The 25,603-nt window shown below is 60.2% G+C and carries 26 protein-coding genes; 10 read left to right on the forward strand and 16 right to left on the reverse strand.

Annotated features, from left to right (window positions below):
* Window positions 1-112 precede the first annotated feature (112 nt).
* The gene (gene betT / locus ACX3YD_RS17070) at window positions 113-2,068 is read left to right on the forward strand and encodes a choline transporter BetT (protein ID WP_458962055.1); all 1,956 of its coding nucleotides are present in this window, start codon (window positions 113-115) and stop codon (window positions 2,066-2,068) included.
* A gap of 8 nt (window positions 2,069-2,076) precedes the next feature.
* On the opposite strand, the gene ACX3YD_RS17075 is transcribed toward betT, so the two are convergent.
* Both ACX3YD_RS17075 and ACX3YD_RS17080 read right to left on the reverse strand, forming a co-directional pair.
* The gene (locus ACX3YD_RS17075) at window positions 2,077-2,337 is read right to left on the reverse strand and encodes a hypothetical protein (protein ID WP_047536197.1); all 261 of its coding nucleotides are present in this window, start codon (window positions 2,335-2,337) and stop codon (window positions 2,077-2,079) included.
* Between the two features lie 86 nt (window positions 2,338-2,423).
* On the reverse strand, window positions 2,424-3,164 hold the full coding sequence (locus tag ACX3YD_RS17080; protein WP_103406053.1) for an SDR family oxidoreductase: 741 nt from the start codon (window positions 3,162-3,164) through the stop codon (window positions 2,424-2,426).
* 122 nt (window positions 3,165-3,286) lie between these two features.
* On the opposite strand from ACX3YD_RS17080, the gene ACX3YD_RS17085 reads away from it, so the two are divergent.
* The 4 genes from ACX3YD_RS17085 to mgrA all read left to right on the forward strand — a co-directional run bounded on the left by ACX3YD_RS17085 (window position 3,287) and on the right by mgrA (window position 6,120).
* Window positions 3,287-4,177, forward strand: coding sequence for a LysR family transcriptional regulator (locus tag ACX3YD_RS17085; protein ID WP_458960577.1), 891 nt, complete (start codon window positions 3,287-3,289; stop codon window positions 4,175-4,177).
* 129 nt (window positions 4,178-4,306) lie between these two features.
* The gene (locus ACX3YD_RS17090; protein WP_103406051.1) at window positions 4,307-4,489 is read left to right on the forward strand and encodes a type II toxin-antitoxin system HicA family toxin; all 183 of its coding nucleotides are present in this window, start codon (window positions 4,307-4,309) and stop codon (window positions 4,487-4,489) included.
* Complete coding sequence (locus ACX3YD_RS17095; protein WP_371919935.1) at window positions 4,486-4,950, forward strand: type II toxin-antitoxin system HicB family antitoxin; 465 nt, start codon at window positions 4,486-4,488, stop codon at window positions 4,948-4,950. Before ACX3YD_RS17090 ends, ACX3YD_RS17095 begins: the two co-directional genes overlap by 4 nt.
* 132 nt (window positions 4,951-5,082) lie before the next feature.
* Entirely contained in the window at window positions 5,083-6,120 is a 1,038-nt protein-coding gene (gene mgrA / locus ACX3YD_RS17100) for an L-glyceraldehyde 3-phosphate reductase (RefSeq protein ID WP_103406049.1), read from the forward strand.
* Window positions 6,121-6,283: 163 nt separating this feature from the next.
* Here the strand turns inward: mgrA and tauD are convergent, their stop codons facing one another.
* From tauD to ACX3YD_RS17135, 7 genes are all read right to left on the reverse strand, one after another.
* On the reverse strand, window positions 6,284-7,126 hold the full coding sequence (tauD, locus tag ACX3YD_RS17105; protein WP_458960578.1) for a taurine dioxygenase: 843 nt from the start codon (window positions 7,124-7,126) through the stop codon (window positions 6,284-6,286).
* Between the two features lie 79 nt (window positions 7,127-7,205).
* Window positions 7,206-8,039, reverse strand: a complete 834-nt coding sequence (gene tauC, locus ACX3YD_RS17110) for a taurine ABC transporter permease TauC (RefSeq protein WP_103406047.1) — start codon at window positions 8,037-8,039, stop codon at window positions 7,206-7,208.
* Window positions 8,036-8,830 carry a taurine ABC transporter ATP-binding subunit gene (tauB, locus tag ACX3YD_RS17115; protein WP_103406046.1) on the reverse strand — a complete coding sequence of 265 codons (795 nt, stop codon included), beginning with the start codon at window positions 8,828-8,830 and terminating at the stop codon, window positions 8,036-8,038. The genes tauC and tauB overlap by 4 nt, the downstream gene beginning before the upstream one ends.
* A gap of 16 nt (window positions 8,831-8,846) precedes the next feature.
* Complete coding sequence (gene tauA / locus ACX3YD_RS17120) at window positions 8,847-9,824, reverse strand: taurine ABC transporter substrate-binding protein (protein WP_103406045.1); 978 nt, start codon at window positions 9,822-9,824, stop codon at window positions 8,847-8,849.
* Between the two features lie 248 nt (window positions 9,825-10,072).
* Window positions 10,073-11,656, reverse strand: coding sequence for a glutamate--cysteine ligase (gene gshA / locus ACX3YD_RS17125; protein WP_103406044.1), 1,584 nt, complete (start codon window positions 11,654-11,656; stop codon window positions 10,073-10,075).
* A 211-nt stretch (window positions 11,657-11,867) separates the two neighbouring features.
* Window positions 11,868-12,251 carry a PaaI family thioesterase gene (locus tag ACX3YD_RS17130; RefSeq protein ID WP_052193636.1) on the reverse strand — a complete coding sequence of 128 codons (384 nt, stop codon included), beginning with the start codon at window positions 12,249-12,251 and terminating at the stop codon, window positions 11,868-11,870.
* Window positions 12,251-14,575 (reverse strand): Tex family protein, encoded by a 2,325-nt coding sequence (locus ACX3YD_RS17135; RefSeq protein WP_103406043.1) that lies wholly within the window; start codon window positions 14,573-14,575, stop codon window positions 12,251-12,253. Before ACX3YD_RS17135 ends, ACX3YD_RS17130 begins: the two co-directional genes overlap by 1 nt.
* A gap of 361 nt (window positions 14,576-14,936) precedes the next feature.
* On the opposite strand from ACX3YD_RS17135, the gene ompR reads away from it, so the two are divergent.
* Entirely contained in the window at window positions 14,937-15,677 is a 741-nt protein-coding gene (gene ompR / locus ACX3YD_RS17140) for an osmolarity response regulator transcription factor OmpR (RefSeq protein ID WP_047536233.1), read from the forward strand.
* A 115-nt stretch (window positions 15,678-15,792) separates the two neighbouring features.
* Complete coding sequence (locus tag ACX3YD_RS17145; RefSeq protein WP_103406042.1) at window positions 15,793-17,106, forward strand: ATP-binding protein; 1,314 nt, start codon at window positions 15,793-15,795, stop codon at window positions 17,104-17,106.
* Window positions 17,107-17,164: 58 nt separating this feature from the next.
* On the opposite strand, the gene rimK is transcribed toward ACX3YD_RS17145, so the two are convergent.
* Entirely contained in the window at window positions 17,165-18,070 is a 906-nt protein-coding gene (gene rimK, locus ACX3YD_RS17150; protein WP_034148478.1) for a 30S ribosomal protein S6--L-glutamate ligase, read from the reverse strand.
* A complete protein-coding gene (rimB, locus tag ACX3YD_RS17155) occupies window positions 18,067-18,546 on the reverse strand; it encodes a retropepsin-like aspartic endopeptidase RimB (protein WP_047536237.1) in 480 nt (159 codons plus the stop codon). The genes rimK and rimB overlap by 4 nt, the downstream gene beginning before the upstream one ends.
* 215 nt (window positions 18,547-18,761) lie before the next feature.
* On the opposite strand from rimB, the gene ACX3YD_RS17160 reads away from it, so the two are divergent.
* From ACX3YD_RS17160 to ACX3YD_RS17170, 3 genes are all read left to right on the forward strand, one after another.
* Entirely contained in the window at window positions 18,762-19,166 is a 405-nt protein-coding gene (locus tag ACX3YD_RS17160; RefSeq protein ID WP_047536239.1) for an RNA-binding S4 domain-containing protein, read from the forward strand.
* 212 nt (window positions 19,167-19,378) lie between these two features.
* Window positions 19,379-20,281, forward strand: coding sequence for an Hsp33 family molecular chaperone HslO (gene hslO, locus ACX3YD_RS17165; RefSeq protein WP_047536240.1), 903 nt, complete (start codon window positions 19,379-19,381; stop codon window positions 20,279-20,281).
* A 179-nt stretch (window positions 20,282-20,460) separates the two neighbouring features.
* Entirely contained in the window at window positions 20,461-22,002 is a 1,542-nt protein-coding gene (locus ACX3YD_RS17170; protein WP_458960579.1) for a phosphoenolpyruvate carboxykinase, read from the forward strand.
* Window positions 22,003-22,150: 148 nt separating this feature from the next.
* On the opposite strand, the gene ACX3YD_RS17175 is transcribed toward ACX3YD_RS17170, so the two are convergent.
* From ACX3YD_RS17175 to ACX3YD_RS17195, 5 genes are all read right to left on the reverse strand, one after another.
* Window positions 22,151-22,504, reverse strand: a complete 354-nt coding sequence (locus ACX3YD_RS17175) for a DUF1493 family protein (protein WP_103406040.1) — start codon at window positions 22,502-22,504, stop codon at window positions 22,151-22,153.
* Window positions 22,501-23,778 carry a type II toxin-antitoxin system HipA family toxin gene (locus ACX3YD_RS17180; protein WP_458960580.1) on the reverse strand — a complete coding sequence of 426 codons (1,278 nt, stop codon included), beginning with the start codon at window positions 23,776-23,778 and terminating at the stop codon, window positions 22,501-22,503. Before ACX3YD_RS17180 ends, ACX3YD_RS17175 begins: the two co-directional genes overlap by 4 nt.
* A complete protein-coding gene (locus tag ACX3YD_RS17185) occupies window positions 23,775-24,269 on the reverse strand; it encodes a helix-turn-helix domain-containing protein (RefSeq protein ID WP_103406038.1) in 495 nt (164 codons plus the stop codon). The genes ACX3YD_RS17180 and ACX3YD_RS17185 overlap by 4 nt, the downstream gene beginning before the upstream one ends.
* Window positions 24,270-24,453: 184 nt before the next feature.
* Window positions 24,454-24,750 (reverse strand): hypothetical protein, encoded by a 297-nt coding sequence (locus tag ACX3YD_RS17190; RefSeq protein WP_458960581.1) that lies wholly within the window; start codon window positions 24,748-24,750, stop codon window positions 24,454-24,456.
* Window positions 24,751-24,972: 222 nt separating this feature from the next.
* Window positions 24,973-25,263: a hypothetical protein gene (locus ACX3YD_RS17195; protein WP_103406036.1), complete on the reverse strand. Its 291-nt coding sequence runs from the start codon at window positions 25,261-25,263 to the stop codon at window positions 24,973-24,975.
* Window positions 25,264-25,603: the final 340 nt, after the last annotated feature.

The following is a 25,603-nucleotide window of genomic DNA, read 5'->3' on the forward strand; positions in this document are numbered from 1 at the left end:
TCACAACAGGAGGCTTGCCTTTGCTGAGTCCGATTTCTACAGCCACGTTTTACCCCTTCGAGGTGCACCGTTCATGAGTGCATCGTCCCTCCCTCCAAGCGGCCTGGTCCGCATGAATCCGCCGGTGTTCTACTTCGCGGCGAGTTTCATTCTGCTGTTCGGCGTCGTGGTCATTGCCCTGCCTGAACAGGCCGGTGCCTGGTTGCTGGCGGCGCAAAACTGGGCGGCCAATACGGTCGGCTGGTACTACATGCTGGCGATGACGCTGTATCTGGTCTTCGTGGTGGTCACCGCCTTGTCCGGCTACGGCAAGATCAAGCTCGGTGCCGACCATGACGAGCCCGAGTTCAGCTACCTGTCCTGGGCCGGCATGTTGTTCGCCGCCGGCATCAGCATCACCCTGTTTTTCTTCTGTGTGTCCGAACCGCTGACCCACATGCTGCAGCCACCCCAGGGCGAGGCCGGCACGGCGGAGGCGGCGCGTCAGGCGATGCAGATTCTGTTTCTGCACTGGGGGCTGCACGGTTGGGGTGTGTTCGCTTTCGTCGGCATGGCGCTGGCCTATTTCGCCTACCGCCATAACCTGCCGCTGGCCCTGCGTTCGGCGCTGTATCCGCTGATTGGCAAGCGCATCAACGGGCCGATCGGCTACGCGGTGGATGGCTTCGGCATCATCGCCACGGTGTTCGGTCTCGGTGCGGACATGGGCTTTGGGGTACTGCACCTCAACTCGGGCCTGGACTACCTGTTCGGCATCGCCCACACCCAGTGGATTCAGGTCGGCCTGATCACCCTGATGATGGGGGCGGCGATCATCGTTGCCGTCTCCGGCGTCGACAAGGGCGTGCGGGTCATGTCCGACATCAACATGCTGCTGGCCTGCGCGTTGCTGCTGTTCGTGTTGTTCGCCGGCCCGACCCAGCACCTGCTCAATACCCTGATCCAGAACCTCGGTGATTACCTCGGCGCGTTGCCGATGAAGAGTTTCGACCTGTACGCCTACGACAAACCCAGCGACTGGCTCGGCGGCTGGACGGTGTTCTACTGGGCCTGGTGGATTGCGTGGTCGCCGTTCGTGGGCTTGTTTATCGCGCGGATTTCCCGTGGCCGCACCATCCGCGAATTCGTCTTCGGTGTACTGTTGATCCCGCTCGGTTTCACCCTGGCGTGGATGTCGATCTTCGGCAACAGCGCCATCGATCAGGTGCTCAACCACGGCATGAGTGCGCTGGGCATGTCAGCCATCGATAACCCGTCGATGACCCTTTACCTGCTGCTGGAAACCTACCCGTGGAGCAAAACCGTGATTGCGGTCACGGTGTTCATCAGCTTCGTGTTCTTCGTGACTTCCGCTGACTCCGGCACGGTGGTGTTGTCGACGCTCTCCGCCAAGGGCGGTAACCCGGACGAAGACGGGCCGAAATGGCTGCGGGTGTTCTGGGGCGCGATGACCGCGCTGGTGACCAGTGCGCTGCTGTTCTCCGGCAGCATCGATGCGCTGAAGTCGGCGGTGGTGCTGACTTCGCTGCCGTTCTCGCTGATTTTGCTGTTGATGATGTGGGGGCTGCACAAAGCGTTTTATCTCGAATCGCAAAAGCAGATCGCACAGTTGCATTCCCTGGCGCCGGTGTCCGGCTCGCGGCGTGGCGGCTGGCGTCAGCGCTTGAGCCAGGCGGTGCATTTCCCGTCGCGGGACGAGGTCTATCGCTTCCTCGATTCGACGGTGCGCCCGGCCATTGAAGAAGTCTCGGCGGTGTTCGTCGAAAAGGGCCTGAAGGTCGTCACGCAGCCGGACCCGGCCAATGACAACGTCAGCCTGGAAATCGGTCACGGTGACGAGCATCCCTTTATCTATCAGGTGCAGATGCGTGGCTACTTCACGCCGTCATTTGCCCGGGGCGGCATGGGCTCCAAGGAGCTCAACAACCGTCGTTATTACCGGGCCGAAGTGCATTTGAGCGAGGGCAGTCAGAACTACGATCTGGTGGGCTACACCAAGGAGCAGATCATCAACGACATCCTTGATCAGTACGAACGGCATATGCAGTTCCTGCATCTGGTGCGTTGATCGGGGGCTCAGGGTTCGCTGCTCAGCACCATGAACAACACCAGCGCCGCCACCGGGACGCTGAACACCACGGTGCCGACCACCACTTCGGTGCTCAATGGCTGGCCGGCGTGAACCATGCCGACCGCGGAATTGATCAGTGTGAGCGCCAGCCACAGCGCGACAAAGCCGTAGGCCAGGGTCTGGCGGGTGAAGCCGATTTTCTCGCCGATGAACAGCATCAGCGCCAGGAGGATCAGGCCGAAGGTGATGATGATGGTGGTGTGCATCGGGTGTTTCCTCCAGTGGTGTGCTGCTTTTGAGGCCGCCTTCGCTGGCTTGCCAGCGAAGGCGTCTAGCCTGCCTCCACAGCAGCTTAAACCAACCCACCATTGACCCGCAGTATCTGCCCATTGACCCAAGACGAATCCGGCCCGACCAGAAACGACACCACTCGGGCAATGTCTTCCGGCTGACCCAGGCGCTCCAGTGGCGCCATTTTGGCGAAGGTCTGGATCTGCTCTTCGCTCTTGCCGTGCAGGAACAGGTCAGTCGCCACCGGGCCCGGTGCCACCGCATTGACGGTGATGTTGCGACCGCGCATTTCCTTGGCGAACACCTGGGTCAGGGATTCCACCGCCGCTTTGCTGGCGATGTACACGGCGTAACCCGGCAGGTTCAGGCCGACGGTACTGCTGGAGAAGTTGATGATCCGCCCGCCGTCGTTCAGGCGCGTGGCCGCCTCACGCAGGGTGTTGAAGGTGCCGCGCGCGTGGATGTTGAAGGTCTGCTCGAACAGTTCATCACTGTGTTGCGCCAACGGCATGACCTTGAGAATGCCGGCGTTGTTGACCAGCACATCAACCTTGCCCAGTTGTGCTTCGGTTTCATCGAACATCCGGCGCACGTCCTCGGCGTTGGCGACATCCGCCTTGATCGCGATGGCCTGATGGCCGGCCTGACGCAATTCCACCACCCGTTTTGACGCTTCGGTGGCGCTGTTGGCGTAGTTGATGGCGACGGCAAAACCTTCACCGGCCAGCTGTTTGGCGATGACCGCGCCGATGCCGCGGGAGGCGCCGGTCACGATGGCAACTTTCGAAGTCTGGGTAGTCATGGCGAGGGTTCCTGTTGATGGGGGAGTGGCGCCAATTTCACATGTTTACTCAGGCCGATAAATGCACGAGAGTTGCCTTGACTGTTCAATAATCGCCAACAATCGAGCGTCAGGAGTTCAGTGTGGATCAAGTCAAAGCGATGAAGGTGTTCGTGCGTATTTATGAGCGCAGCAGCTTCACCCTGGCGGCGGATGACCTGAACCTGCCGCGCGCGACCCTGACCCACACGCTGAACCAATTCGAAGCCTGGCTGGGCACGCGTTTGCTGGAGCGCAGCACGCGCAAGGTGCGGCCGACGCTGGATGGCGAGGCCTACTACCCGCGTTGCGTGCAGTTGCTGGCGGAGCTGGAAGAGGCTGAGCTGGCGTTTCGTGGCGTGGCGCCGAAAGGCCGCTTGCGGGTCGACCTGCACGGCACTTTGGCCAGGCACTTCGTGATCCCGGCCCTGCCGCCATTCATGGCGCGATACCCGGACATCGAACTGTCGATCAGCGAGGCCGACCGTTTTGTCGACCTGATCGCCGAAGGCGTCGACTGCGTGCTGCGCGCCGGCACGCTGAGCGACTCGACCCTGATCGGCAAACGCGTCGCCAGCCTGCGCCAGATCACCTGCGCCAGCCCGGCCTACCTGCGCCAATATGGCGAACCGCAAAGTCTCGATGACCTGAAAAACCACCGGGCGGTGAACTACGTTTCCCGCAGCACCGCCAAGTTGTTCCCGTTCGAATTCATGGTCGAGGGCGAGCTCAAGGAAGTGGCCATCGAGGGCGCCATTTCGGTGTTTGGCGCAGAAATCTACGCCGCCTCGGCGATTGCGGGGCTGGGGCTTATCCAGTGCCCGCACTACCGGATGGAAACGCAAATCGCCCAGGGCCTGGTGAAGGAAGTCCTCACCGAGACACCACCGCCGCCGATGCCGGTGTCAGTGCTTTATCCCCACAACCGCCACATGTCGCCACGGGTTCGTGTGTTTGTGGATTGGTTGGGGGAGGTGTTTGCGGGGGCGGGATAGCCGCCGGTCCGAGAGCAAAGTCGACTCCGTCGGACTGACTATTATCTTTCAGAGTGTGTATTGTGTGTATTGTTATCGTTTCACTCTGCCTAAAGTACGCAGCGATTGCTGTCGAAAAAGGCGAAGGAAATGCGAAGTCGGGAAATGATCAGGATGATCGAGGGCGATGGTTGGTATCTGGTTGCGGTAAGGGGCAGCCATCATCAGTACAAGCATCCCTGCAAGGCCGGAAGAGTGACGGTCAAACATCCTGATTCGGATCTTCCGAAAGGAACGATCAACAGCATATTGAAACAGGCGGGGCTGAAATGATGCCCGTCACTGGATACGAAAGTCCCTGCTGGGACACATCATATGAAGGACTCATCAAGATGAAATTCCCGGTTGTTCTGCACAAGGATGCCGACTCGGACTACGGAGTGATTGTCCCGGATGTGCCGGGTTGTTTCTCGGCCGGTAGCACGGTGGCGCAAGCGCTCGAGAGCGTGAAAGAGGCGCTTTCTCTGCATTACGAAGGACTGGTTGCCGATGGTGATCCATTGCCGCAGGTTCGCGAGATCGACGCTCACCTTGATAACCCAGAGTACGCCGGTGGGGTGTGGGCGGTGGTGGAGTTCGATATCACGCCTTATTTCGGAAAGTCGGTGCGTTTCAATGCAACGCTGCCCGAGCAATTGCTTGAGCGTATTGATCAGACTGTCAGGCGCGACCAACGCTACAGTTCGCGTTCCGGTTTTTTGGCGGCGGCAGCATTGCGCGAATTGTCGGCATAAGGTTCGACGAAAGAAATTTGAAACGTTTCAGCAGTTAATCGAATCTTGAGTTTTTTGGCGTTTGTCTGAGCGTATGCTGGGCGACTGGCGAAGCAGTCGATACCAGATTCAAGACAGACAAGAGAGGATTCGATGACTTACACCGCTGCCGAAAACCGCTACGACTCCATTCCTTACCGCCGCGTGGGCCGCAGCGGGCTGGTGCTGCCGGCGCTGTCCCTGGGCCTGTGGCACAACTTCGGCGACAGCACGCCGATCGATACCCAGCGTGCGTTGTTGCGCACCGCGTTCGACCTGGGCATTAACCATTTCGACCTGGCCAACAACTATGGCCCGCCCTACGGCAGCGCCGAGATCAACTTCGGGCGTTTGCTGCGTGAAGACTTCAAGCAATACCGCGATGAGTTGATCATCTCCAGCAAGGCCGGTTGGGACATGTGGCCGGGGCCTTACGGCCAGGGCGGCGGTTCGCGCAAGTACGTGCTGGCCAGCCTCGACCAGAGCCTGCAACGCCTGGGCGTGGACTACGTGGACATTTTCTATTCCCACCGTTTCGACCCGGACACCCCGCTGGAAGAAACCGCCAGTGCGCTCGCTACCGCCGTTCAACAGGGCAAGGCGCTGTACATAGGCATCTCGTCCTATTCCGGGGTGAAGACCCGCGAAATGGCGGCCCTGCTCAAAGAGTGGAAAGTGCCGCTGCTGATCCATCAGCCGGCGTACAACCTGCTCAATCGCTGGGTGGAAAAAGACCTGCTCGATACCACCGACGAACTCGGCACGGGGGTGATTGCGTTCACACCTCTGGCCCAGGGTTTGCTGACCGACAAGTACCTCAACGGCGTACCGGAGGATGCGCGGGTCAACCGTCCGGGCGGTGGTTCGTTGCAGGCTTCGCACTTGTCGGAAGCCAACATTGCCCATGTGCGTGCGCTCAACGAGATCGCCAAGCGTCGCGGTCAAAGTCTGGCGCAACTGGCCCTGGCCTGGACCCTGCGCGACCCGCGCGTGACCTCGGCGCTGATCGGTGCGAGCCGGCCGGAGCAGATTATCGAGAACGTCGGGGCCTTGAAGAACCTGAGTTTCAGTGAGCAGGAACTGGCAGAGATCGACCGCTTTGCTCAGGAGGGTGGGATCAATCTTTGGGAGAAGCCTTCGACGGCTGAGTAAGTGTTCGGGCGCCAGGTTTTTCGGCGCCTGTCCTGGCCTTATCGCGGGCAAGCCCGCTCCCACAAGGTTCTGCGTTGGAAGAGTGTTTTTTATCCAACACAGAAACCTGTGGGAGCGGGCTTGCCCGCGATGAGGCCATTAACATCAGTGAAAAAATCAGGGCTCACCTAAAGAACGGCACATCCCCCAACACCGTCGCGCGCTGCATCACCCGCCGCGCCGGCCGGTAATCGTCCACCGCGTAATGTTGTGTCACGCGGTTATCCCAGAACGCGATGTCGTCTTTCTGCCAGCGCCAGCGAATGGTGAATTCCGGCCGGGTGGCGTGGGCGAACAGGAACTTCAAAATCGCCTCGCTTTCGGTTTCCGACAGCTCGTTGATCTTCGACGTGAAGCCTTCATTGACGAACAGCGAGCGGCGTCCGCTCACCGGATGGGTACGGATCACCGGATGCGACAGCGGCGGATTCTTGCGTCGTGCTTCTTCCCACTGGACCAGCGTCTGCGGTGTGTTGCCATAGCGTTCCATCGGGAACGAACGGGTGAAGTCGTGGGTGGCGGTCAGCCCTTCGAGCAAGGTTTTCATCGGCACGGACAAGGCCTCGTACGCTGCGATGCCGCTGGCCCACAGGGTGTCGCCGCCGAACTCCGGCAACAGTTTGGCGCTGAGCACCGCGCCCATCGCCGGGGTGGGCAGGAAGGTCACGTCGGTGTGCCAGATCGCGTTATCCCGAACGTCGGTGACGGCGGTGTCGAGGATCAGAACTTCTGGTTGTTCCGGCACGTTCGGGTAGATCGGGTGAATGTGCAGGTCACCGAAATTGGCCGCGAAACGCGCTTGCTGCTGTGGCGTGATCGGTTGGTCGCGGAAGAACAGCACCTGATGCTTGAGCAGCGCTTGCTCGATGGCGTCACGCTGTTCCAGGTTCAGCGGCTGGCTGATGTCGACGCCGCTGATCTGCGCGCCAAGGGCGGAGCTTAAGGGGACGATGGTCAGGTGGCTCATGTGGGTTCTCTTCAATTCTGAGTGTTGACTCCTGTGGGGGCGAGCAAGCTCGCTCCACAGGTTTTTCACAGGGCAATTTTTAGTGAGCCTGGCCGTGCCATGGCACGAGTTTGCGTTGCAGGGCGCGCAGGCCCATCTCCATGGCAAAGGCAATCAGCGCGATCACCAGAATCCCCAGGACCACCACATCGGTGACCAGGAACTGCGCGGCCGACTGCACCATGAAGCCCAGGCCACTGGTGGCGGCGATCAATTCGGCGGCGACCAGTGTCGACCAGCCCACACCCAGGCCAATGCGCACGCCGGTCAAAATGTCCGGCAACGCGCTGGGCAGAATCACATGGCGAATCAACTGCGCACGGGTCGCGCCCAACGACTGCGCGGCGCGCAATTTCGCCGGATCGACGGTGCGCACGCCAGTGGCGGTGGCGATGGCGATCGGGGCGAAAATGGCCAGGTAGATCAGCAGCACTTTCGACAGCTCGCCGATGCCGCACCAGATCACGATCAGCGGCAGATAGGCCAGCGGTGGAATCGGGCGGTAGAACTCGATCAGCGGATCGAGAACGCCGCGAGCAATGCGGTTGTGGCCGATGGCGATGCCAACGGGTACGGCGGTCAGCACCGCGAAGCCCAGGCCCAGGCCGATGCGGCTGAGGCTCGCGCCCAGGTGCTGCCACAAGGTCGAATCCATGTAGCCGCTGGTGGCCAGCAACCAGCCTTTTTGAAGGACAGCGGACGGTGGCGGCAGGAACAAGGGTTCAATCAAACCGGTCGCCGTCACGGCCCACCAGATCACCACCAGGGCAATCAGCGTCAGCACGCTGATCCAGCGAGTGCTCAAAGTGCGACGAACCGGAATCACCGAAGCGCCAGGTTTCACCGCTACGGCCGGGATTTCATAGCTGCTCATGCGCGCTCCTGCCGCTGGGCGGCGCTGCGTTGGGAGAAGACTCTGGCGAGCACGTGTTCGCGGGTTTCGATGAAGCGCGGGTCGGATTTGATCGCCCGTGCCGACTCGCCGGCCGCGTAACGCTGACCGAAGTCCAGGCTCAGGCGCTCGACGATTTGCCCCGGATTGGGCGCCAGCAGAATCAGGTCGGTGGCGAGGAACACCGCTTCCTCGATGTCATGGGTAATCAGGAACACCGGTTTGGCCGTGCGCCGCCAGACTTGCAGCAGCAGTTCCTGCATCTGTTCGCGGGTGAACGCATCGAGCGCGCCGAAGGGTTCGTCCATCAATAGAACGCGTGGGTCGGCAGCGAGGGCGCGGGCCAGGCCGACGCGCTGCTTCTGCCCACCGGACAGTTGCCAGATGCGGCGGTTTTCAAAGCCGGAAAGGTCCACCAGCGCCAGCATTTCCCGGGCGCGGATTTCGCGTTTGTCCCGAGAGATGCCGGCCAGTTCCAGACCGAAACCGACGTTGGCCAGCACGTCCTGCCAGGGCAGCAGGGCGTCATCCTGGAACACCACGCCGCGTTCGGCGCTCGGGCCCTTGACCGGGACGCCATCGAGGGTGATGCGCCCGGCGCTGGGTTCGACGAAACCGGCAATCAGGTTCAACAGCGAGGTCTTGCCACTGCCGGACGGGCCGAGGGCGACCAGCAATTGCTGGGGCCCCAGGGTCAGGGAAATATCCGACAGCACCGGTTCCGGGCTGCCTGGGTACTGTGCGCTGATACGCTCCAGCTGTAGCAAGGCCATGGCGATGAACTCCCGATCAGTGGGTAATGAACTTGGCGCTGACGTACGGCGCGTAGTCAGGCAGCACAGCCTCGACCTTGCCTTGTTCCTTGAGGAACGCGGCGGTGTCGGTGATGGCCTTGGTGGTCGGTGCGCCGAGGGTGATGACCTGATCAGCCGCCAGCGGATAAACGTTGCCTTGCAGCAGCAGCGGAATATCGCTGGCCTTGGCGCCAGACAGTTTTACAAGCTTGTCGACGTTGCCTTGATTGGCCAGCCAGGCTTTCGGGTCTTTGCGGTAGTCGGCGTAGGCGTCCAGGGTCACCTTGGCGAATGCGGTGACGATTTCCGGGTGCTTCTCGGCGAAGTCTTTACGCACGATCCAGGCATCGAAGGTCGGCGCGCCGAACTTGGCCAGTTCGCCGGAGGTGATCAGCACTTTGCCGTTTTCCTTGGCGACGCCCAGGGCCGGGTCCCACACGTAGGTGGCATCGATGTCACCGCGTTTCCATGCGGCGATGATGGCTGGCGGCGCGAGGTTGAGGACGGTGACTTTCGACGGATCGATGTTCCAGTGCTTCAGCGCGGCCAGCAGGCTGTAGTGGCCGGTGGAAACGAATGGCACGGCAATTTTTTTGCCGATCAGGTCTTGTGGGGTCTTGATCCCGGAACCATCACGGGCCACCAGCGCTTCGGCGGCGCCGATCTGGGTGGCGATGAGGAAGGTTTCCACCGGGACTTTGCGGGTAATGGCCGCCGTCAGGGGGCTGGAGCCGAGGTAGCCGATCTGCACGTCGCCGGAGGCGATGGCGGCGATGATGTCGGCACCGTTATCGAATTTGCGCCAGCTGATGTCGGCCTTGGTGGCTTTTTCATAGGCGCCGTCGGCCTGGGCGACTTTCGCCGGGTCAACGGTGGTCTGGTAGGCGACAGTCACGTCAGCCGCCTGGGCAAAGAAGCTCGCTGCCGCCAAAGAAGCGGCCGCCAGCAGGCGAAGAGGGAAATGCAGTTTCATCGAGAAGCTCCTTGTCAGGCGACCGAGAGTCGGCGTGAAAAGGAGACTAAATGATATAAGAATTCAAAAATAAATAACTTTTTCGAATTAGCTTATTAGCGGAAAAACCTAAACGTGGCCGCTGCGTGCTCAATCGCGAGCAGGCTCGCTCACACAGTGCTAACAGGTGTGCACACAGTTGTGGCAACACTGAAAGTCCACTGTGGGAGCGAGCCTGCTCGCGATAAGGTCCGAAGAACCTTCTGATGTCAGTTGCTGATCGCCAGGATGCTCGCCTGATACGACCCGACAAACACGTCGAAATCGCCGACTTCGTTCTGTTCCAGCTCCGCCTGTTGAGCCAGCGACGTACGCGCCAGTTCTTCAAACCGGGCCTGTTCTTCAGCCGGCAATGGTTCGCTGCGGAAAAACTCGGCGTGGGCGCGGCTCTGGCGCAGGGAGAACTGGGCAAAGCTTTCCTTGTGCTCGGCCATGGTCGCCAGGACCTGGGCCGATGGCGTCAGGGAGGGGTCCTGAACCTTGGCCAACTGCGCATCCAGCGCCTTGCTGTGAGCATCGCCGCCGTGGCTCTGATCGAGCATCGCCGCCAGTGGCGCGATGTTTTCCAGCAATTGTGCGGCCCACTCTTTCAGGTCAACGGGGTGACCGTCGCGTTGCAGTTGCAGGCCCGGACGGCGACCTTCCTTGACCACACTGAGGAAGTTCGAGGTCGCATTGCCGCAACTGGTGTTGGTCAGCAGCGGGCTGTCGTTCAGGGCGCAGTACAGCAGGAAAGCGTCGAGGAAGCGCGATTCGGTGAGATCGATACCCGTCGGCAGGAACGGGTTGATGTCCAGGCAGCGAACTTCAACGTACTGGATGCCGCGGGCCATCAGCGCCTGGATCGGCCGTTCGCCGGTGTAGGTCACGCGTTTGGGGCGGATGTTGGAGTAGTACTCGTTTTCGATCTGCAGGATGTTGGTGTTGAGTTGAACCCACTCACCGTCCTTGTGGGTGCCGACTTCGACGTACGGCGCATAGGGTGTGGCCACCGCTTTGCGCAGGCTGTCGATGTAGCTGCTCAGGTCGTTGTAGCACGGCGTCAGGCCGGCCTGGGCGTTGCTCTGGTAACCCAGGTCACTCATGCGCAGGCTAGTGGCATAAGGCAGGTACAGGGTGTCCGGATCCAGCTGTTCCAACTGATGCGAGCGACCGCGCAGGAAGCCGGCGTCCAGTGCCGGCGATGCGCCGAACAGGTACATCAGCAGCCAGCTGTAGCGGCGGAAGTTGCGGATCAGGGCGATGTAGGCCGACGACTGATAGTCGCGGTCGGTGCCGACGAAACCTTCGGCCTGCTTGAGCAGGGGCCAGAGTTTCTCCGGCAGGGAAAAGTTGTAGTGAATCCCGGCGATGCACTGCATGGTCTTGCCGTAACGCAGGGCCAGGCCCTTGCGGTAGACGTACTTGAGCTGACCGATGTTGGACGTGCCGTAATAGGCGATCGGGATATCTTCCTCGGCCGGCAGCGGGCACGGCATCGATGGACTCCACAGGTACTCGTTGCCGAGCTTGCTGTAGGCAAAGCGGTGAATCTTGTCCAGGCTCGCCAGCGTGTCCGCCGGGTCGGGCAGGGCTGGTGTGATGAACTCCAGCAGCGATTCGGAATAATCGGTGGTGATCTGTTCGTTGGTCAGCGCGGAACCCAATGCTTCCGGGTGCGGCGTTTGCGCCAGGCGACCTTCATCGGTCACGCGCAGGCATTCACGTTCGATGCCGTGAAGACACTGTTCGAGCAGAGAGAGGTTAGCGCGCTCGCCGAGCAGGGCCAGGCGGCGGTTGAGAAGTTCGCTCAAGTTGGATTCCTTCACGCGTCAGTCGCCCCAATATGGGGGTGGGCAAGACGGTCTACAAGGGTGAAGTTAAAACTGGCGTTTTCGCCTGGTTTTTGGAGCCGCTCAGGCCATATGCCGGTCAGTCAATAACCGCACAATTCCTGTGGGAGCGAGGTTGCTCGCTCCCACAGGTTTCATTGCGCCGAAATTAACTCAAATCGGTGATGCGTAGCTACAGGACTGCGAACGTGCCTTGTGCTTTTGCGACGAGTTTGTCGCCTTGCATCACATCGGCCTCGACCACCAGCGTGCGCCGGCCCGGGTGGATCACCCGCGCCGTGCACATCACCTCACCGTCAGCGACGGCGCGGATGTAGTTGATCTTGCATTCGATGGTCGCGCTCTGCTGGTCAAAGCCGTGGGTGCTGGAACAGGCCAGCCCCATGGCAATGTCCACCAGACTGAACAAGGCCCCACCGTGCAGCTTGCCACCGCGATTGCGCAACTGTGGTTCCAGCGCCAGGGCGACTTGCGCCACCCCGGTTTCCAGGCTGTGCAAGCGACAGCCCAGCAGCTTGAAAAACGCGCTTTCGGTCAGCCCGGCCGGGATGTCCATCAGCGTTTCTTCAACTGCTTGGCGTTGGCGAACAGCGAAGCCATGGCGTTGTTGGCCGGAGCCGCCGCCGTGGTTTCCTTGCGTGGCGCGGTGTTCTGGGATTGGCGCGGGGCCGATCCCGGACGTGCACCACGGGCACCGTCGATTTTCTCGCCCGGGGTGTCGCTCATGCGCATCGACAGGCCCACGCGTTTACGCGGGATGTCGACTTCCATGACCTTCACTTTCACCACATCACCGGCTTTCACCGCTTCCCGCGGATCTTTGATGAACTTCTCCGATAGTGCGGAGATATGCACCAAACCGTCCTGATGCACGCCGATGTCGACGAATGCGCCGAAGTTGGTCACGTTGGTCACCACGCCTTCGAGGATCATGCCCAGTTGCAAGTCCTTGAGGTCTTCGACGCCTTCCTGGAATTCGGCGGTCTTGAACTCCGGACGTGGATCGCGCCCCGGTTTTTCCAGCTCCTGGAGAATGTCGGTCACGGTTGGCAGGCCGAAGGTTTCGTCGGTGTATTTCTTTGGGTCGAGGCGCTTGAGGAACGCGGCATCGCCAATCAACGAGCGAATGTCGCGGTCGGTTTCAGCCGCGATACGCTGCACCAGCGGATAGGCTTCCGGGTGCACGGCGGACGAATCCAGCGGGTTCTCGCCGTTCATGACGCGCAGGAAACCGGCGGCCTGTTCGAAGGTTTTTTCGCCCAGGCGCGCGACTTTCTTCAGTGCGGCGCGGGTTTTGAAAGCACCGTGCTCGTCGCGGTGGCTGACGATATTCTGCGCCAGGGTCGCGTTGAGGCCGGAAATGCGCGCCAGCAGCGCCACGGAAGCGGTGTTCACGTCCACGCCCACGGCGTTCACGCAGTCCTCGACCACCGCATCCAGGCCGCGCGCCAGTTTCAGCTGCGACACGTCGTGCTGGTACTGACCGACACCGATGGATTTCGGATCGATCTTCACCAGCTCGGCCAGCGGGTCTTGCAGGCGGCGGGCAATCGACACGGCGCCACGGATCGACACGTCCAGGTCCGGAAATTCCTTGGACGCCAGTTCCGACGCCGAGTAAACCGATGCACCGGCTTCGGAGACCATGACTTTGGTCATCTTCATGGCCGGGTATTTTTTGATCAGTTCAGCGGCCAGCTTGTCGGTTTCACGGCTGGCGGTGCCGTTGCCGATGGCGATCAGATCGACAGAATGCTTGGCGCACAGGGCGGCCAGCACGGCGATGGTCTGGTCCCATTTGTTGTGCGGCACGTGCGGATAAACCGTGGCGTGATCCAGCAGCTTGCCGGTGGAATCGACCACGGCGACCTTGCAACCGGTGCGCAGGCCCGGGTCGAGGCCCAGGGTGGCGCGCGGGCCGGCCGGGGCCGACAGCAGAAGGTCGTGCAGGTTGTGGGCGAACACGTTGATCGCTTCGGTTTCCGCGCTATCGCGCAGTTCGCCCAGCAGGTCGGTTTCCAGGTGGGTGTAGAGCTTGACCTTCCAGGTCCAGCGCACCACTTCGCCCAGCCATTTGTCGGCGGCGCGGTTCTGGTTCTGGATGCCGACGTGCTGGCCGATCATGCCTTCGCACGGGTGCATGGTGCCGGGCAATTCGTCGCCGACTTTCAGCGCGGAGCTGAGAATGCCTTCGTTGCGACCACGGAAAATCGCCAGCGCGCGGTGCGATGGCATGCTTTTGAGCGGTTCGTCGTGTTCGAAGTAGTCGCGGAACTTGGCGCCTTCCTCTTCCTTGCCGGCGATCACGCGGGCACTGAGGGTGGCTTCCTGCTTGAGGTAATTGCGCAGCTTGTCCAGCAGGCCGGCGTCCTCGGCGAAGCGCTCCATGAGGATGTATTTGGCGCCTTCGAGGGCAGCCTTCACGTCGGCTACGCCTTTTTCGGCATCGACGAAGCGGGCGGCTTCGGCATCCGGCGTCAGGGTCGGGTCGTTGAACAGGCCGTCGGCCAGGTCGCCGAGGCCGGCTTCGAGGGCGATCTGGCCCTTGGTGCGGCGCTTCTGCTTGTACGGCAGGTACAAGTCTTCGAGGCGGGTCTTGGTGTCGGCGAGCTTGATGTCACGCTCGAGTTGCGGGGTCAGCTTGCCTTGCTCCTGGATACTGGCCAGGATGCTGATGCGCCGTTCGTCGAGTTCTCGCAGGTAGCGCAGACGCTCTTCCAGATGACGCAACTGGGTGTCATCGAGGCTGCCGGTCACTTCTTTCCGGTAACGGGCGATGAAGGGAACCGTAGAGCCTTCATCGAGTAGCGCGACGGCCGCTTCGACCTGTTGTGGGCGTACGCCGAGTTCCTCGGCGATGCGGCTGTTGATGCTGTCCATAAAACCACCTGACAAATTGTGAAAGCAGGCTCGCAGGCGCAGAAATAGGGGCTTGGCGAGTCTGGTTGAGCGGCCTGGCCTGCGCCGCTACCTGAGTCAACAGGCACTCCGTTGACCCGTGAAATCGAACAAATACTGCCAACGCTACGAAAATAAATAGCGTCTGTCTGTAGTACCGGTCCGATGTTGCCTGACACAAATGGCCGCGCATTATAACCAGCGTTCTGCCGTTAGGGGGCATCGCGGGGTGCAGGTGTAACGGCCGGTTTTCTGGCGGTAGAGGAAAAATCTGCTAACAATGCACACGGTGCGTATAACGGCAGCTACGCCATAATGCGCGCCGAGATCAAAGGAGCATCCAATGAGCAGCACTGCAAACATTGCTGAAGGCGAGAAAATTCTTATTGTTGACGACGATCCGGGCCTCAGCAGCCTGCTGGAGCGTTTTTTCGTCAGCAAGGGCTACCGCGCCCGTGCCGTCCCGAACACCGAGCAAATGGATCGCCTGCTGGCGCGCGAAGTGTTCAACCTGGTCGTCCTCGACCTGATGCTGCCCGGCGAAGACGGCCTGACCGCCTGCCGCCGCCTGCGCGGCGCGAACAATCAGATTCCGATCATCATGCTGACCGCCAAGGGCGATGAGCTGAGCCGTATCAAGGGCCTGGAACTGGGCGCCGACGATTACCTGGCCAAGCCGTTCAACCCGGACGAGCTGATGGCGCGCGTCAAGGCTGTATTGCGTCGTCAATCGGCCCCGGTGCCGGGCGCACCGGGCAGCGAAGACGAAAGCGTGACCTTCGGCGACTACGAACTGTCCCTGGCCACCCGCGAGCTCAAGCGTGGTGAAGAAGTGCACATGCTCACCACCGGTGAGTTTGCGGTGCTCAAGGCCCTGGTGATGAATGCCCGTCAGCCGCTGACCCGTGACAAGCTGATGAACCTGGCCCGTGGCCGCGAATGGGATGCCCTGGAGCGTTCCATCGACGTGCAGATCTCCCGTCTGCGCCGGATGATCGAGCCGGATCCATCCAAGCCGCGTTATATCCAGACGGTCTGGGGAGTAGGCTACGTGTTCGTTCCGGATGGCACCGCCACCAAGTGATCGGTGATTTGTAGGAGCGGGTCGTACGGGCGATGGATCATATGATCCCGCCCGCAGACTCGCGATCCGCAATATGCGAGCATGGCTCGCTCCTGCAAGTATGTAGCGGTTATCCATGAAAACCCCGGTTTGGTTCCCCCAGAGCTTCTTCTCCCGCACCCTTTGGCTGGTGCTCATCGTCGTCCTGTTTTCCAAGGCGCTGACCCTGGTTTATCTGTTGATGAACGAAGACGTGCTGGTGGACCGTCAGTACAGCCACGGTGTCGCCCTGACACTGCGCGCCTATTGGGCCGCCGATGAAAACAACCGCGACAAGATCGCCGATGCCGTGCCCCTGATACGGGTGGTTGGTGCCGGCGTGCCGGAAGGTGAGCAACACTGGCCCTACAGCGAGATCTACCAGCGGCAGATGCAGGCCGAACTGGGGGCGGACACCGAGGTGCGATTGCGCATGCATTCACCGCCGGCGTTGTGGGTCCGGGCGCCAAGCCTGGGCGAAGGCTGGTTGAAAGTACCGCTGTACCCGCATCCGCTGCGCGGCCAGAAAATCTGGAACGTCCTGGGCTGGTTTCTCGCCATTGGCTTGCTGTCCACTGCAGCGGCGTGGATTTTTGTCAGCCAGCTCAATCAGCCTCTGAAGCGCCTCGTCTATGCCGCACGCCAGCTTGGCCAGGGTCGCAGCGTGCGTCTGCCGATCAGCGATACGCCCAGTGAAATGACCGAGGTGTATCGCGCCTTCAACCAGATGGCCGAAGATGTCGAGCAGGCCGGTCGCGAGCGCGAACTGATGCTGGCCGGGGTGTCCCACGACCTGCGTACGCCACTGACCCGTTTGCGCTTGTCCCTGGAGCTGATGGGCGACCGCAGCGACCTGACCGACGACATGGTTCGCGACATCGAAGACATGGACGCGATTCTCGACCAGTTCCTGGCGTTCATTCGTGATGGTCGCGATGAGTCGGTGGAAGAGGTGGACCTGAGCGACCTGGTCCGCGAAGTCGCCGCGCCGTACAACCAGACCGAGGAAAAAGTGCGCTTGCGTCTGGAACCGATCCAGCCATTCCCGCTGCGTCGGGTGTCAATGAAGCGACTGCTGAACAACCTGATTGGCAACGCGCTGCATCACGCTGGCAGCGGCGTGGAAGTGGCGGCATACGTATCCGGGGACACCGCCGCGCCTTATGTGGTGCTGAGCGTGATGGATCGTGGTGCTGGAATCGATCCTGCGGAACTGGAAGCGATCTTCAACCCGTTCACCCGTGGCGATCGTGCACGGGGCGGGAAGGGTACCGGTTTGGGATTGGCGATCGTGAAGCGGATTGCTTCGATGCATGGTGGCAATGTTGAATTGCGCAACCGTTCCGGCGGAGGGCTGGAAGCGCGGGTGCGCTTGCCGCTGGGGTTGATGCTGCCGCGGGATGCGGTTTAAGCGCTGATTTCTTCGGTGGGGCTTAGGGCGGCCTGCCAGCCGCCACAAGCCTCCAGGATCAGCCTTTCCCTTTGGTCCGCGTCATATTCGGCCCGCCATTCTTCTCCAGATGCTCGATGATGATCCCCGCCACGTTCTTGCCGGTGGTGGTCTCGATCCCTTCCAGGCCCGGCGATGAGTTCACTTCCATCACCAGCGGCCCGTGATTGGAGCGCAGGATATCCACACCCGCCACCGCCAGTCCCATGACCTTGGCCGCCCGCAACGCCGTCATGCGTTCTTCCGGCGTGATCTTGATCAGGCTGGCGCTGCCGCCGCGATGCAGGTTGGAGCGAAACTCACCCGGCTTGGCCTGGCGCTTCATGGCGGCAATCACCTTGTCGCCCACCACGAAGCAGCGAATGTCGGCGCCGCCGGCCTCCTTGATGTATTCCTGAACCATGATGTTTTGCTTGAGGCCCATGAACGCCTCGATCACCGACTCTGCCGCCGTGGCGGTTTCGCACAACACCACGCCGATGCCCTGGGTGCCTTCCAGTACCTTGATCACCAGCGGCGCGCCGTTGACCATCGCTATCAGGTCGGGAATATCGTCCGGCGAGTGGGCAAACCCGGTCACCGGCAAACCGATGCCCCGGCGCGACAGCAATTGCAGAGAGCGCAGTTTGTCCCGCGAGCGGGCGATGGCCACCGATTCGTTAAGCGGAAAAACCCCCATCATTTCGAACTGGCGCAACACTGCGCAACCATAAAACGTGACCGACGCACCAATGCGAGGGATCACGGCATCGAAACCTTCCAGCGGTTTGCCACGGTAGTGGATCTGCGGTTTGTGGCTGGCAATGTTCATGTAGGCGCGCAGGGTGTCGACTACCACCATTTCATGGCCGCGTTCGGTACCGGCTTCGACCAGGCGGCGGGTGGAATACAGACGCGGGTTCCGCGACAGCACAGCGATCTTCATGCAACACCTGTGGAGGAGGTAGATACCGGGAACACCGGCTTGTCTTGTACATATTTAATGCCCGGATTGACCACCAACTGGCCATCGATCAGGGCTTTGGAACCGAGTAACAGGCGATAACGCATGGATTTGCGACAAGCGAGCGTGAACTGGACTCGCCAGACCCGATCACCGAGCGCCAGGGTGGTGCTGATCACGTATCGCACCTGCGCGTGACCGTTAGAGCTTTTAATGGTTTTCATCGTCACCAGCGGCGCTTCGCAACGACGGTGACGCAATTGCACCACCGTGCCCAGGTGCGCCGTGAAACGCACCCACTGCTCACCGTCGCGCTCGAAGGTCTCGATGTCGGTGGCATGCAGGCTGGAGGTGCTGGCGCCGGTGTCGATTTTTGCCCGAAGGCCCGCGACTCCCAAATCCGGGAGCGCCACCCACTCGCGCAGACCGACGACGGTCAAATGGTCAAATGTCTTCAAAGGTGCTCAACCGGTAGTAACCGCTGGGCCGCACGCGGCCCGATTCGCGGTATTCACGCAGAATAATGATTAAAAGGCGACAGATATCTACGGCCCGGATTTCCAGCCCTTCAGGGAGGTTCTGGAATGCCTGCATTGTAATCCGAGACGAGGTAATTCTTGGTACGACAGAAACGGTAGTACAGTTCACCAATATTTCAGTATGAGGAAATCCCATGGCACAAAAAAACGAAGAGGACGACAAAGTCCGCCTCGATAAATGGTTATGGGCCGCGCGTTTTTACAAGACGCGTGCCTTGGCCAAGGCAGCAATTGAAAGCGGCAAGGTGCATTGCCGGGGGGAGCGTTGCAAACCGGGCAAGGAACCGCGCATTGGCGATGAATTTGTGATTCGTACCGGTTTCGAGGAGCGCACCGTGGTGGTCCAGGCGCTGTCGATCGTGCGCCGTGGCGCGCCGGAGGCACAGACGCTGTACGCCGAAACCGAGGCCAGTATCGCCAAGCGCGAAAACGCGGCGGCGCAGCGCAAGGCGGGGGCTTTGGGGGTGAGTACTGATGGCAAGCCGAGCAAGAAACAACGGCGTGATCTGTTCAAGTTTCGTGGCAGCAGCAACGATTGATTGACCGAAGCCACCGATCACATCAATCAGGTCAAGACTTGTATTTGCGCCTGCGTGTAGCCATATGAGGTAATTGGCCTACCGTACATGAGCCATTGGTCGTAAAGCGCACAGCGCCCTCTAACCCAATACCAGGCTGCAATACGCTATAGCCAGGGCGTAACTTCGAATTCTGCCACTACTTTTTTGTCACCACTTCAGATACCAGACTTATGACCGACTTACCGGATAACGACTTCACCCAACGCTTCATCTTCGATGACAGCGACACCCGTGGCGAGATGGTTTCGCTAGAGCTCAGCTACGCTGAAGTCTTGGCCAAACACGCCTATCCGGAGCCGGTCGCGCAACTGCTCGGCGAGCTGATGGCGGCTGCGGCGTTGCTGGTCGGCACATTGAAGTTCGATGGGTTGCTGATCCTTCAAGCCCGTTCCGAAGGTCCGATCCCGCTGCTGATGATCGAGTGCTCCAGTGAGCGCGACATTCGTGGCCTGGCGCGTTACGAGGCGGACCGGATTGCCCCCGACGCAACCCTGGCCGACTTGATGCCGGATGGCTCGCTGACCCTGACCATTGACCCTAACCAGGGCCAGCGCTATCAGGGCGTCGTCGATCTGGATGGCGAAACGTTGTCCGACTGCTTCACCAACTACTTCGTCATGTCGCAACAGATTGGCACCCGCATCAAGCTGTGCGCCGATGGCCGCCACGCGCGTGGCCTGTTGCTGCAACAACTGCCCGCCGACCGTTTGAAGGACGAAGAAGAACGCGCCGCCAGCTGGCAGCACCTCACCGCGCTGGCCACCACCCTGACCGCCGATGAACTGCTGAGTCTGGACAACGAAACCGTGCTGCATCGCCTCTACCATGAAGAGCAGGTGCGTCTGTTCGATGTGCAGAGACTGCGCTTCCGTTGCAGCTGTTCGCGCGAACGTTCGGCCAATGCCCTGGTCAGTCTGGGTATGGAAGACGCGCAGAACCTGGTGATTGAACACGGTGGAAAAATCGAGATCGACTGCCAGTTCTGCAACCAGCAGTACCTGTTTGATGCCGCCGATGTCACTCAATTGTTTGCTGGAGCAGGTGTCGAGACGCCGTCAGATACCCGTCACTAAAACGGTTCAGCGCAGGTAAATTCACTGGTTTGTGCCGGAATAACGCCGTTACGACGGGAGGGCCCTACTATTTTTGGGCTTTTCTGGCATAATCCGGCCCACTTTTTTCGCGGTAGTAGTGCGCGACTTTCTACTACAAAACGTTTGGAGCACTCGGCCACTGGCCGACGGGGAACCTCATGACGCAAGCCAATAACGCCGTGTACACCGATCTGAGTGTTGATGATCTGGTAAAAGAAGCCCTCAACCGCGGTGAAGGCGAGCTTGCCGATACCGGCGCACTGGTTGTTCGTACCGGTCACCGTACCGGCCGTTCGCCAGTCGATCGTTTCATCGTTGATGAGCCGACCACCACAGGCGCCATTGCCTGGGGCCCGATCAACCGCAAGTTCCCGGCCGACAAGTTCGACGCCCTGTGGGATCGCGTAGAGGCGTTCAACAACGCGCAAGAGCATTTCGTTTCCCACGTGCATGTAGGTGCGGCTTCCGACCACTACCTGGCCGTGAAGATGACCACCCAGACTGCCTGGCAGAACCTGTTCGGCCGCTGCCTGTTCATCAACCCGGCCCAGTACAACCCGGCTGGCCGTGATGAGTGGCAAGTGCTCAACGTTGCCAACTTCGAATGCGTTCCAGAGCGTGACGGCACCAACTCCGATGGTTGCGTGATTCTCAACTTCGCACAGAAGAAAGTGCTGATCGCTGGCATGCGCTACGCCGGTGAAATGAAGAAAGCCATGTTCTCGGTGCAGAACTTCCTGCTGCCGGCCGCAGACGTGCTGCCAATGCACTGCGCCGCCAACATCGGCGAAGAGGGCGACGTGACCCTGTTCTTCGGTCTGTCCGGCACCGGTAAAACCACCCTGTCCGCCGACGAAAGCCGTTACCTGATCGGTGACGACGAGCACGGTTGGGGCGAGGGCGTGGTGTTCAACATCGAAGGCGGTTGCTATGCCAAGTGCATCGACCTGTCCGAGAAGAACGAGCCGGTCATCTGGAAAGCCATCAAGCACGGCGCAGTGCTGGAAAACGTCGTCATCGATGACGCCAAGCACGCCGACTACGCCGATGTCAGCCTGACCCAGAACAGCCGCGCCGCTTATCCGCTGGAGCACGTTGCCAAGCGCTCCGAGAAAAACCTCGGTGGCGAGCCGAACGCTGTCATCTTCCTGACCTGCGACCTGACCGGCGTGCTGCCGCCAGTGTCGATCCTCAACGAAGAGCAAGCGGCCTACCACTTCCTGTCCGGCTACACCGCGCTGGTGGGTTCGACTGAAATGGGTTCGGGCAGCGGCATCAAGTCGACCTTCTCCACCTGCTTCGGCGCACCGTTCTTCCCGCGTCCGGCTGGCGAATACGCAGAACTGCTGATCAAGCGCATCCGCGGCTTCGGCTCCAAGGTCTACCTGGTCAACACCGGCTGGACCGGTGGCGGCTACGGCGTCGGCAAGCGCTTCAACATCCCGACCACCCGTGCGGTGATCGCAGCGATCCAGAGCGGCGCGCTGATCGGTACCCAGACCGAGCACCTGGACACCATCAACCTCGACGTGCCACTGGCCGTACCGGGCGTTGAGACTGGCCTGCTGAACCCACGCAACACCTGGGCTGACAAAGCCGCCTACGACGAAGCCGCCAAAGCACTGGCTGGCCTGTTCACCGAGAACTTCAAGAAGTTCGACGTGAGCGACGCGATCAAGGCTGCCGGTCCTCAGTTGTAAGCGTTGGTTTGATGCAATGAAAAAACCGCCTCTCGGGGCGGTTTTTTTGTGGGCGTGATTCAGGTTTTCAGGTGCAGCACAATGCCTGACAAGCACCTGCAGCGACCCAGCCGCCCCATAATGTCCTTATCGTCATGGGCTGGGGACGTTACCGTCCTTCAAGCTCCTCGGTGTCCCAGCGTTGCGCCTTGATGGCGCGGTAGAGCATGCCGATGGTCAGCGGAATCTTGTCGCCGCGACCCTTGGCTTTGCGCTTGAGGAATACATCGTAGCCGTCGGGCTGGAAATAGCGATAACTGTCGTAGTCCACGAAATCGATGGCGAACTGCTCTTCCAGGCTTTCGATCAAGTGCTGGGCATCCGCGCCGTTGCAGCCAAGGTCGACATTGATCGAGGTGTCGAGGCTGATGGTTTTTCGTTCGGGCAGGCCGATTTCTTCGTGCAGCAGCTGCATGAGCAGGTGCATGGCGGGGGTGTCGGGAAAGTGGGGGGCGAGGTTCATTGCGTAGGCTCCGCCAATCGAAATGCAGGCGCCATATTGTCCTGCTCACGTTTTGAGAGCCCCAATGCCTGCGCCAGCGTTGGCCATTGGCTGACAACGTCTTTGAAGCGGTCGATGATATTTTCTGCATCCGCATGACTGACCCGAAAATATTCCGCCACTTCTCGCGCCAACTCCAGATCCAGTGCGTTGTCGGCATCGGTGATGTTGAGTTTCAAACCGTCGGCATGGGCCACCGGGTTCATGTCATAGGCGGCAGACAAGCGCCATCCCCGACCTGGGTCGAGGATGAAGCCATGATTGCGCAGGTGATCGTCGGTATTGGAAACCAGAATGTTGAACACAATGCGAGACCATAACTCCCGTAGGTCCGCGTTGGTTTGCGAGCCGTGTTCCATGAGCACTTCGGCCAACTCAAGGTAGCTTGCGCCGACTGAAGCATCGTCCCCGTCAACGCGATCAGTCAGGGTCATGGCTGAGGCAAAGTGCAGTCGGCCACCCCGTTCGGTGCGATCGAAGCGCTTGACCATGAAGCAGTGATGATCACTGGCATAGCGTCGGGCGATACCGGTTGCGACGCGCAGGCCGCAGTGATTGGCCAGGGCATTGACCACCAGTTCCCAGGCGCCAACGTCATAGTCATCGCGGGTACTGGGGAACTTGGCGATCCACAAGTGACCGTGCTCGTCTGCAACGCTGGCCTTGGGGCGGGCACCACCGAGTGAGCCGCCCGGTGCGATCAACATTCTCAGCCACTCACGGCCATCGAGTGAGGTGTTGTCCGGATCGTTTTCCAAGGCTCGACTGGCTTGCTCCAGCGCCCGCAACTCAATGAAGGGCGGGGCGGCCACGCCATCGCGATCATCGAGAAAGTTGCCTTGGTCATTAAGCTTGTAGCGGATCGCACCGACCCGATAGAGGTCATGTACACCCAGCAGGAAATCTGATTCGTGGAGCTTGCTGCCCTTGGCAATCAAGCCGTCGCGGATATCCCGTTCCAGCCGCCGTTTCATCAACAGTTGGCCCCATCGATCCGGGCTTGAGTCAGCGAACACGCCAAATCGGCTTTGATGTTGTCCGGGAAACTGCCGGCCTTCATAGAGGCTGATACGAGGGTCCAGCGCTGTGAAATTCAACTCGGGATCGGCCTGCGCAACCCTGTCGTACTCAAACTCGAAGACTTCTGTGGACCGGGTCTTTCGGGCATGCAGGAAACCGAGACGCCTGGGCCCATTCAAGGACTCCCAATCGGCATACACCGCAATCTGCGTCATTGTTCACCTGTCGTGGACTTGGTTTTTTTCTGGGTCAACAGACTGGAAAGAGAGTGGGTGTTGAAGGGGTAGTCAGCCAGCAGATCTTCTGCGGGGCTGGCGCTTTCAATGACTTCAGTCTCTTTTCCGGTTTTGGGAGGGGCTTTTTTAGCCACGCTGACTTTACGTGCCAGTCGGTTCGAGTCGTTGGATGAAGCGGCCCTGGGTTTCAGTTGTGCGTCCTGCAGTTGCCGCCCCACCTCATCGGTTGCCGCGAGTTTGCTCAGGTCTTTTTCAAGGCCCAGCACCTGCATGACGGACAGGTAGGCACCGATGGTCACGCCTGAACCACCGGATTCCAGAGAGCGCAAGGTTGTCAGTGACATGCCTGATCTCTCGGCGACTTGCTTGGCGGTGAGCTTGCGGCGCAGTCGTGCCAGTTTCAGTCGCTCCCCGAACTCGGCAAGCAATCGGGAAGCGGCGGGCAGGAGTGGCGCGGTCTTCTTGGCCATGTACCAATATTCCTTCATTTTTTAGCCTTAACTGCCAGAATAATAGCACTTAAGTTAAGAAGCATCGCCTTGCCTTGAAGGCGCCTCACTGCGTCAAATTTTCTGGGGGACCTCCTTTGTACTGCCATTATTCCAGCTGAAATTACGGTAAACAGCCAGAATAATGCCAGTTTTAGCAGTGATCTCAGGCTGGCGCTTTCCAGTTGAGCATGCGTTGCTGTGCGACCTTGAGCAGGTCACAGCCGTCCTGGGTCAGGAGGTAGAGCGCGTGGGTGATGTGGGGGATGTCTTCGACATCGCCGTCGTGGAAGTTTTGGCAGTGCAGGGTGCGGAGCAGGTCGCTGGAGGCCCGGATGCGCTGGAGGGCGGCTTCGAGGATGTCCTGGGGGTTGGCTTCGGTGTCGATGATCAGGGGCGGGGTGTCGGTGAGATTGGTGTGGAGCGGGCGGTAGCGATTGGGAAATGGATTTAACGTGGTCACTGAAGAACACCTCTATTTTTAGATGGGAATGTGGATCTCATTGTTCTCGGGTGACCAAGCCCGAGCCGCTGATTACCGCGGCAGTTGAACTATATGAATGAGTCCCCGGCCCGCGATAGCCGACAAGTTGTTTTCTTTTGTAGGACCGTGCCGAAGCTTTCATAGGGCGTTGCTGACGGCGTTATCTGCTAAGCCAGCACCTACAGAGAGGTCGGGTGGGACTTAGCCAGTGAGTTTCGGCAGGCGTTGCCGGGCGATGTCGAGCAGGTCGTTGCCGTCCTGGGTCAGCAGGTACAGCGCGCTGACGATATTGGGGATGTCGCTGGTGTCGGCCTCTTTGAAGCACAGGCAGTACAGGGTTTCCAACAGGTTGCTGGCGGCGCGGATGCGTTGGTGGGCGGCGTCGAGGATCTCGACCGGATCGGCTTCGGTGTCGATCACCAGTACCGGAGTATCGCTGTAGCGGGTTTTGAGCGGGCGATAGCGGTCGTTGAGTGATTCGGGGTTGTTCATCAAGGTCAGTCCTGTACGAAGTCGGCAAGTGTGCCCGGCAGGCCGAGACACTGTTTTCAGCCGCGCCGCAAACTATAGAAGGGCGTGAGGCGGTGCCACAAGACGGCTGAGATGGACAGGTTTTGTAGGGTCTTTACTGGCTTTTGAGGAAGAAGCCTACGAGTTGATGGCGGTTTTTTACCCTGAAACTGGCAGTGGTAAAAATACCTACGGCTTTATCAGTCGACGCGTCGAAATGCTCGGTAAAGGGTGCTTCAGAAACGGTAGGGTGTTTCGAGTTTTGTAGTGAATGGGCCGCCTCTTCGCGGGCAAGCCCGCTCCCACAGGTTTAGCATCGTCC

The sequence above is a fragment of the Pseudomonas fluorescens group sp. PF-1 genome, assembly GCF_054481335.1.

What these genes read in the sequence shown, in the direction of transcription:
- betT (WP_458962055.1), top strand. Translation starts at nt 113, where the DNA reads ATGAATCCGCCGGTGTTCTACTTCGCGGCGAGTTTCATTCTGCTGTTC.
- ACX3YD_RS17075 (WP_047536197.1), bottom strand. Translation starts at nt 2,337, where the DNA reads ATGCACACCACCATCATCATCACCTTCGGCCTGATCCTCCTGGCGCTG.
- ACX3YD_RS17080 (WP_103406053.1), bottom strand. Translation starts at nt 3,164, where the DNA reads ATGACTACCCAGACTTCGAAAGTTGCCATCGTGACCGGCGCCTCCCGC.
- ACX3YD_RS17090 (WP_103406051.1), top strand. Translation starts at nt 4,307, where the DNA reads ATGCGAAGTCGGGAAATGATCAGGATGATCGAGGGCGATGGTTGGTAT.
- ACX3YD_RS17095 (WP_371919935.1), top strand. Translation starts at nt 4,486, where the DNA reads ATGATGCCCGTCACTGGATACGAAAGTCCCTGCTGGGACACATCATAT.
- mgrA (WP_103406049.1), top strand. Translation starts at nt 5,083, where the DNA reads ATGACTTACACCGCTGCCGAAAACCGCTACGACTCCATTCCTTACCGC.
- tauD (WP_458960578.1), bottom strand. Translation starts at nt 7,126, where the DNA reads ATGAGCCACCTGACCATCGTCCCCTTAAGCTCCGCCCTTGGCGCGCAG.
- tauC (WP_103406047.1), bottom strand. Translation starts at nt 8,039, where the DNA reads ATGAGCAGCTATGAAATCCCGGCCGTAGCGGTGAAACCTGGCGCTTCG.
- tauB (WP_103406046.1), bottom strand. Translation starts at nt 8,830, where the DNA reads ATGGCCTTGCTACAGCTGGAGCGTATCAGCGCACAGTACCCAGGCAGC.
- tauA (WP_103406045.1), bottom strand. Translation starts at nt 9,824, where the DNA reads ATGAAACTGCATTTCCCTCTTCGCCTGCTGGCGGCCGCTTCTTTGGCG.
- ACX3YD_RS17130 (WP_052193636.1), bottom strand. Translation starts at nt 12,251, where the DNA reads ATGGACATCCCGGCCGGGCTGACCGAAAGCGCGTTTTTCAAGCTGCTG.
- ACX3YD_RS17135 (WP_103406043.1), bottom strand. Translation starts at nt 14,575, where the DNA reads ATGGACAGCATCAACAGCCGCATCGCCGAGGAACTCGGCGTACGCCCA.
- ompR (WP_047536233.1), top strand. Translation starts at nt 14,937, where the DNA reads ATGAGCAGCACTGCAAACATTGCTGAAGGCGAGAAAATTCTTATTGTT.
- ACX3YD_RS17145 (WP_103406042.1), top strand. Translation starts at nt 15,793, where the DNA reads ATGAAAACCCCGGTTTGGTTCCCCCAGAGCTTCTTCTCCCGCACCCTT.
- rimK (WP_034148478.1), bottom strand. Translation starts at nt 18,070, where the DNA reads ATGAAGATCGCTGTGCTGTCGCGGAACCCGCGTCTGTATTCCACCCGC.
- ACX3YD_RS17160 (WP_047536239.1), top strand. Translation starts at nt 18,762, where the DNA reads ATGGCACAAAAAAACGAAGAGGACGACAAAGTCCGCCTCGATAAATGG.
- hslO (WP_047536240.1), top strand. Translation starts at nt 19,379, where the DNA reads ATGACCGACTTACCGGATAACGACTTCACCCAACGCTTCATCTTCGAT.
- ACX3YD_RS17170 (WP_458960579.1), top strand. Translation starts at nt 20,461, where the DNA reads ATGACGCAAGCCAATAACGCCGTGTACACCGATCTGAGTGTTGATGAT.
- ACX3YD_RS17175 (WP_103406040.1), bottom strand. Translation starts at nt 22,504, where the DNA reads ATGAACCTCGCCCCCCACTTTCCCGACACCCCCGCCATGCACCTGCTC.
- ACX3YD_RS17180 (WP_458960580.1), bottom strand. Translation starts at nt 23,778, where the DNA reads ATGACGCAGATTGCGGTGTATGCCGATTGGGAGTCCTTGAATGGGCCC.
- ACX3YD_RS17185 (WP_103406038.1), bottom strand. Translation starts at nt 24,269, where the DNA reads ATGGCCAAGAAGACCGCGCCACTCCTGCCCGCCGCTTCCCGATTGCTT.
- ACX3YD_RS17195 (WP_103406036.1), bottom strand. Translation starts at nt 25,263, where the DNA reads ATGAACAACCCCGAATCACTCAACGACCGCTATCGCCCGCTCAAAACC.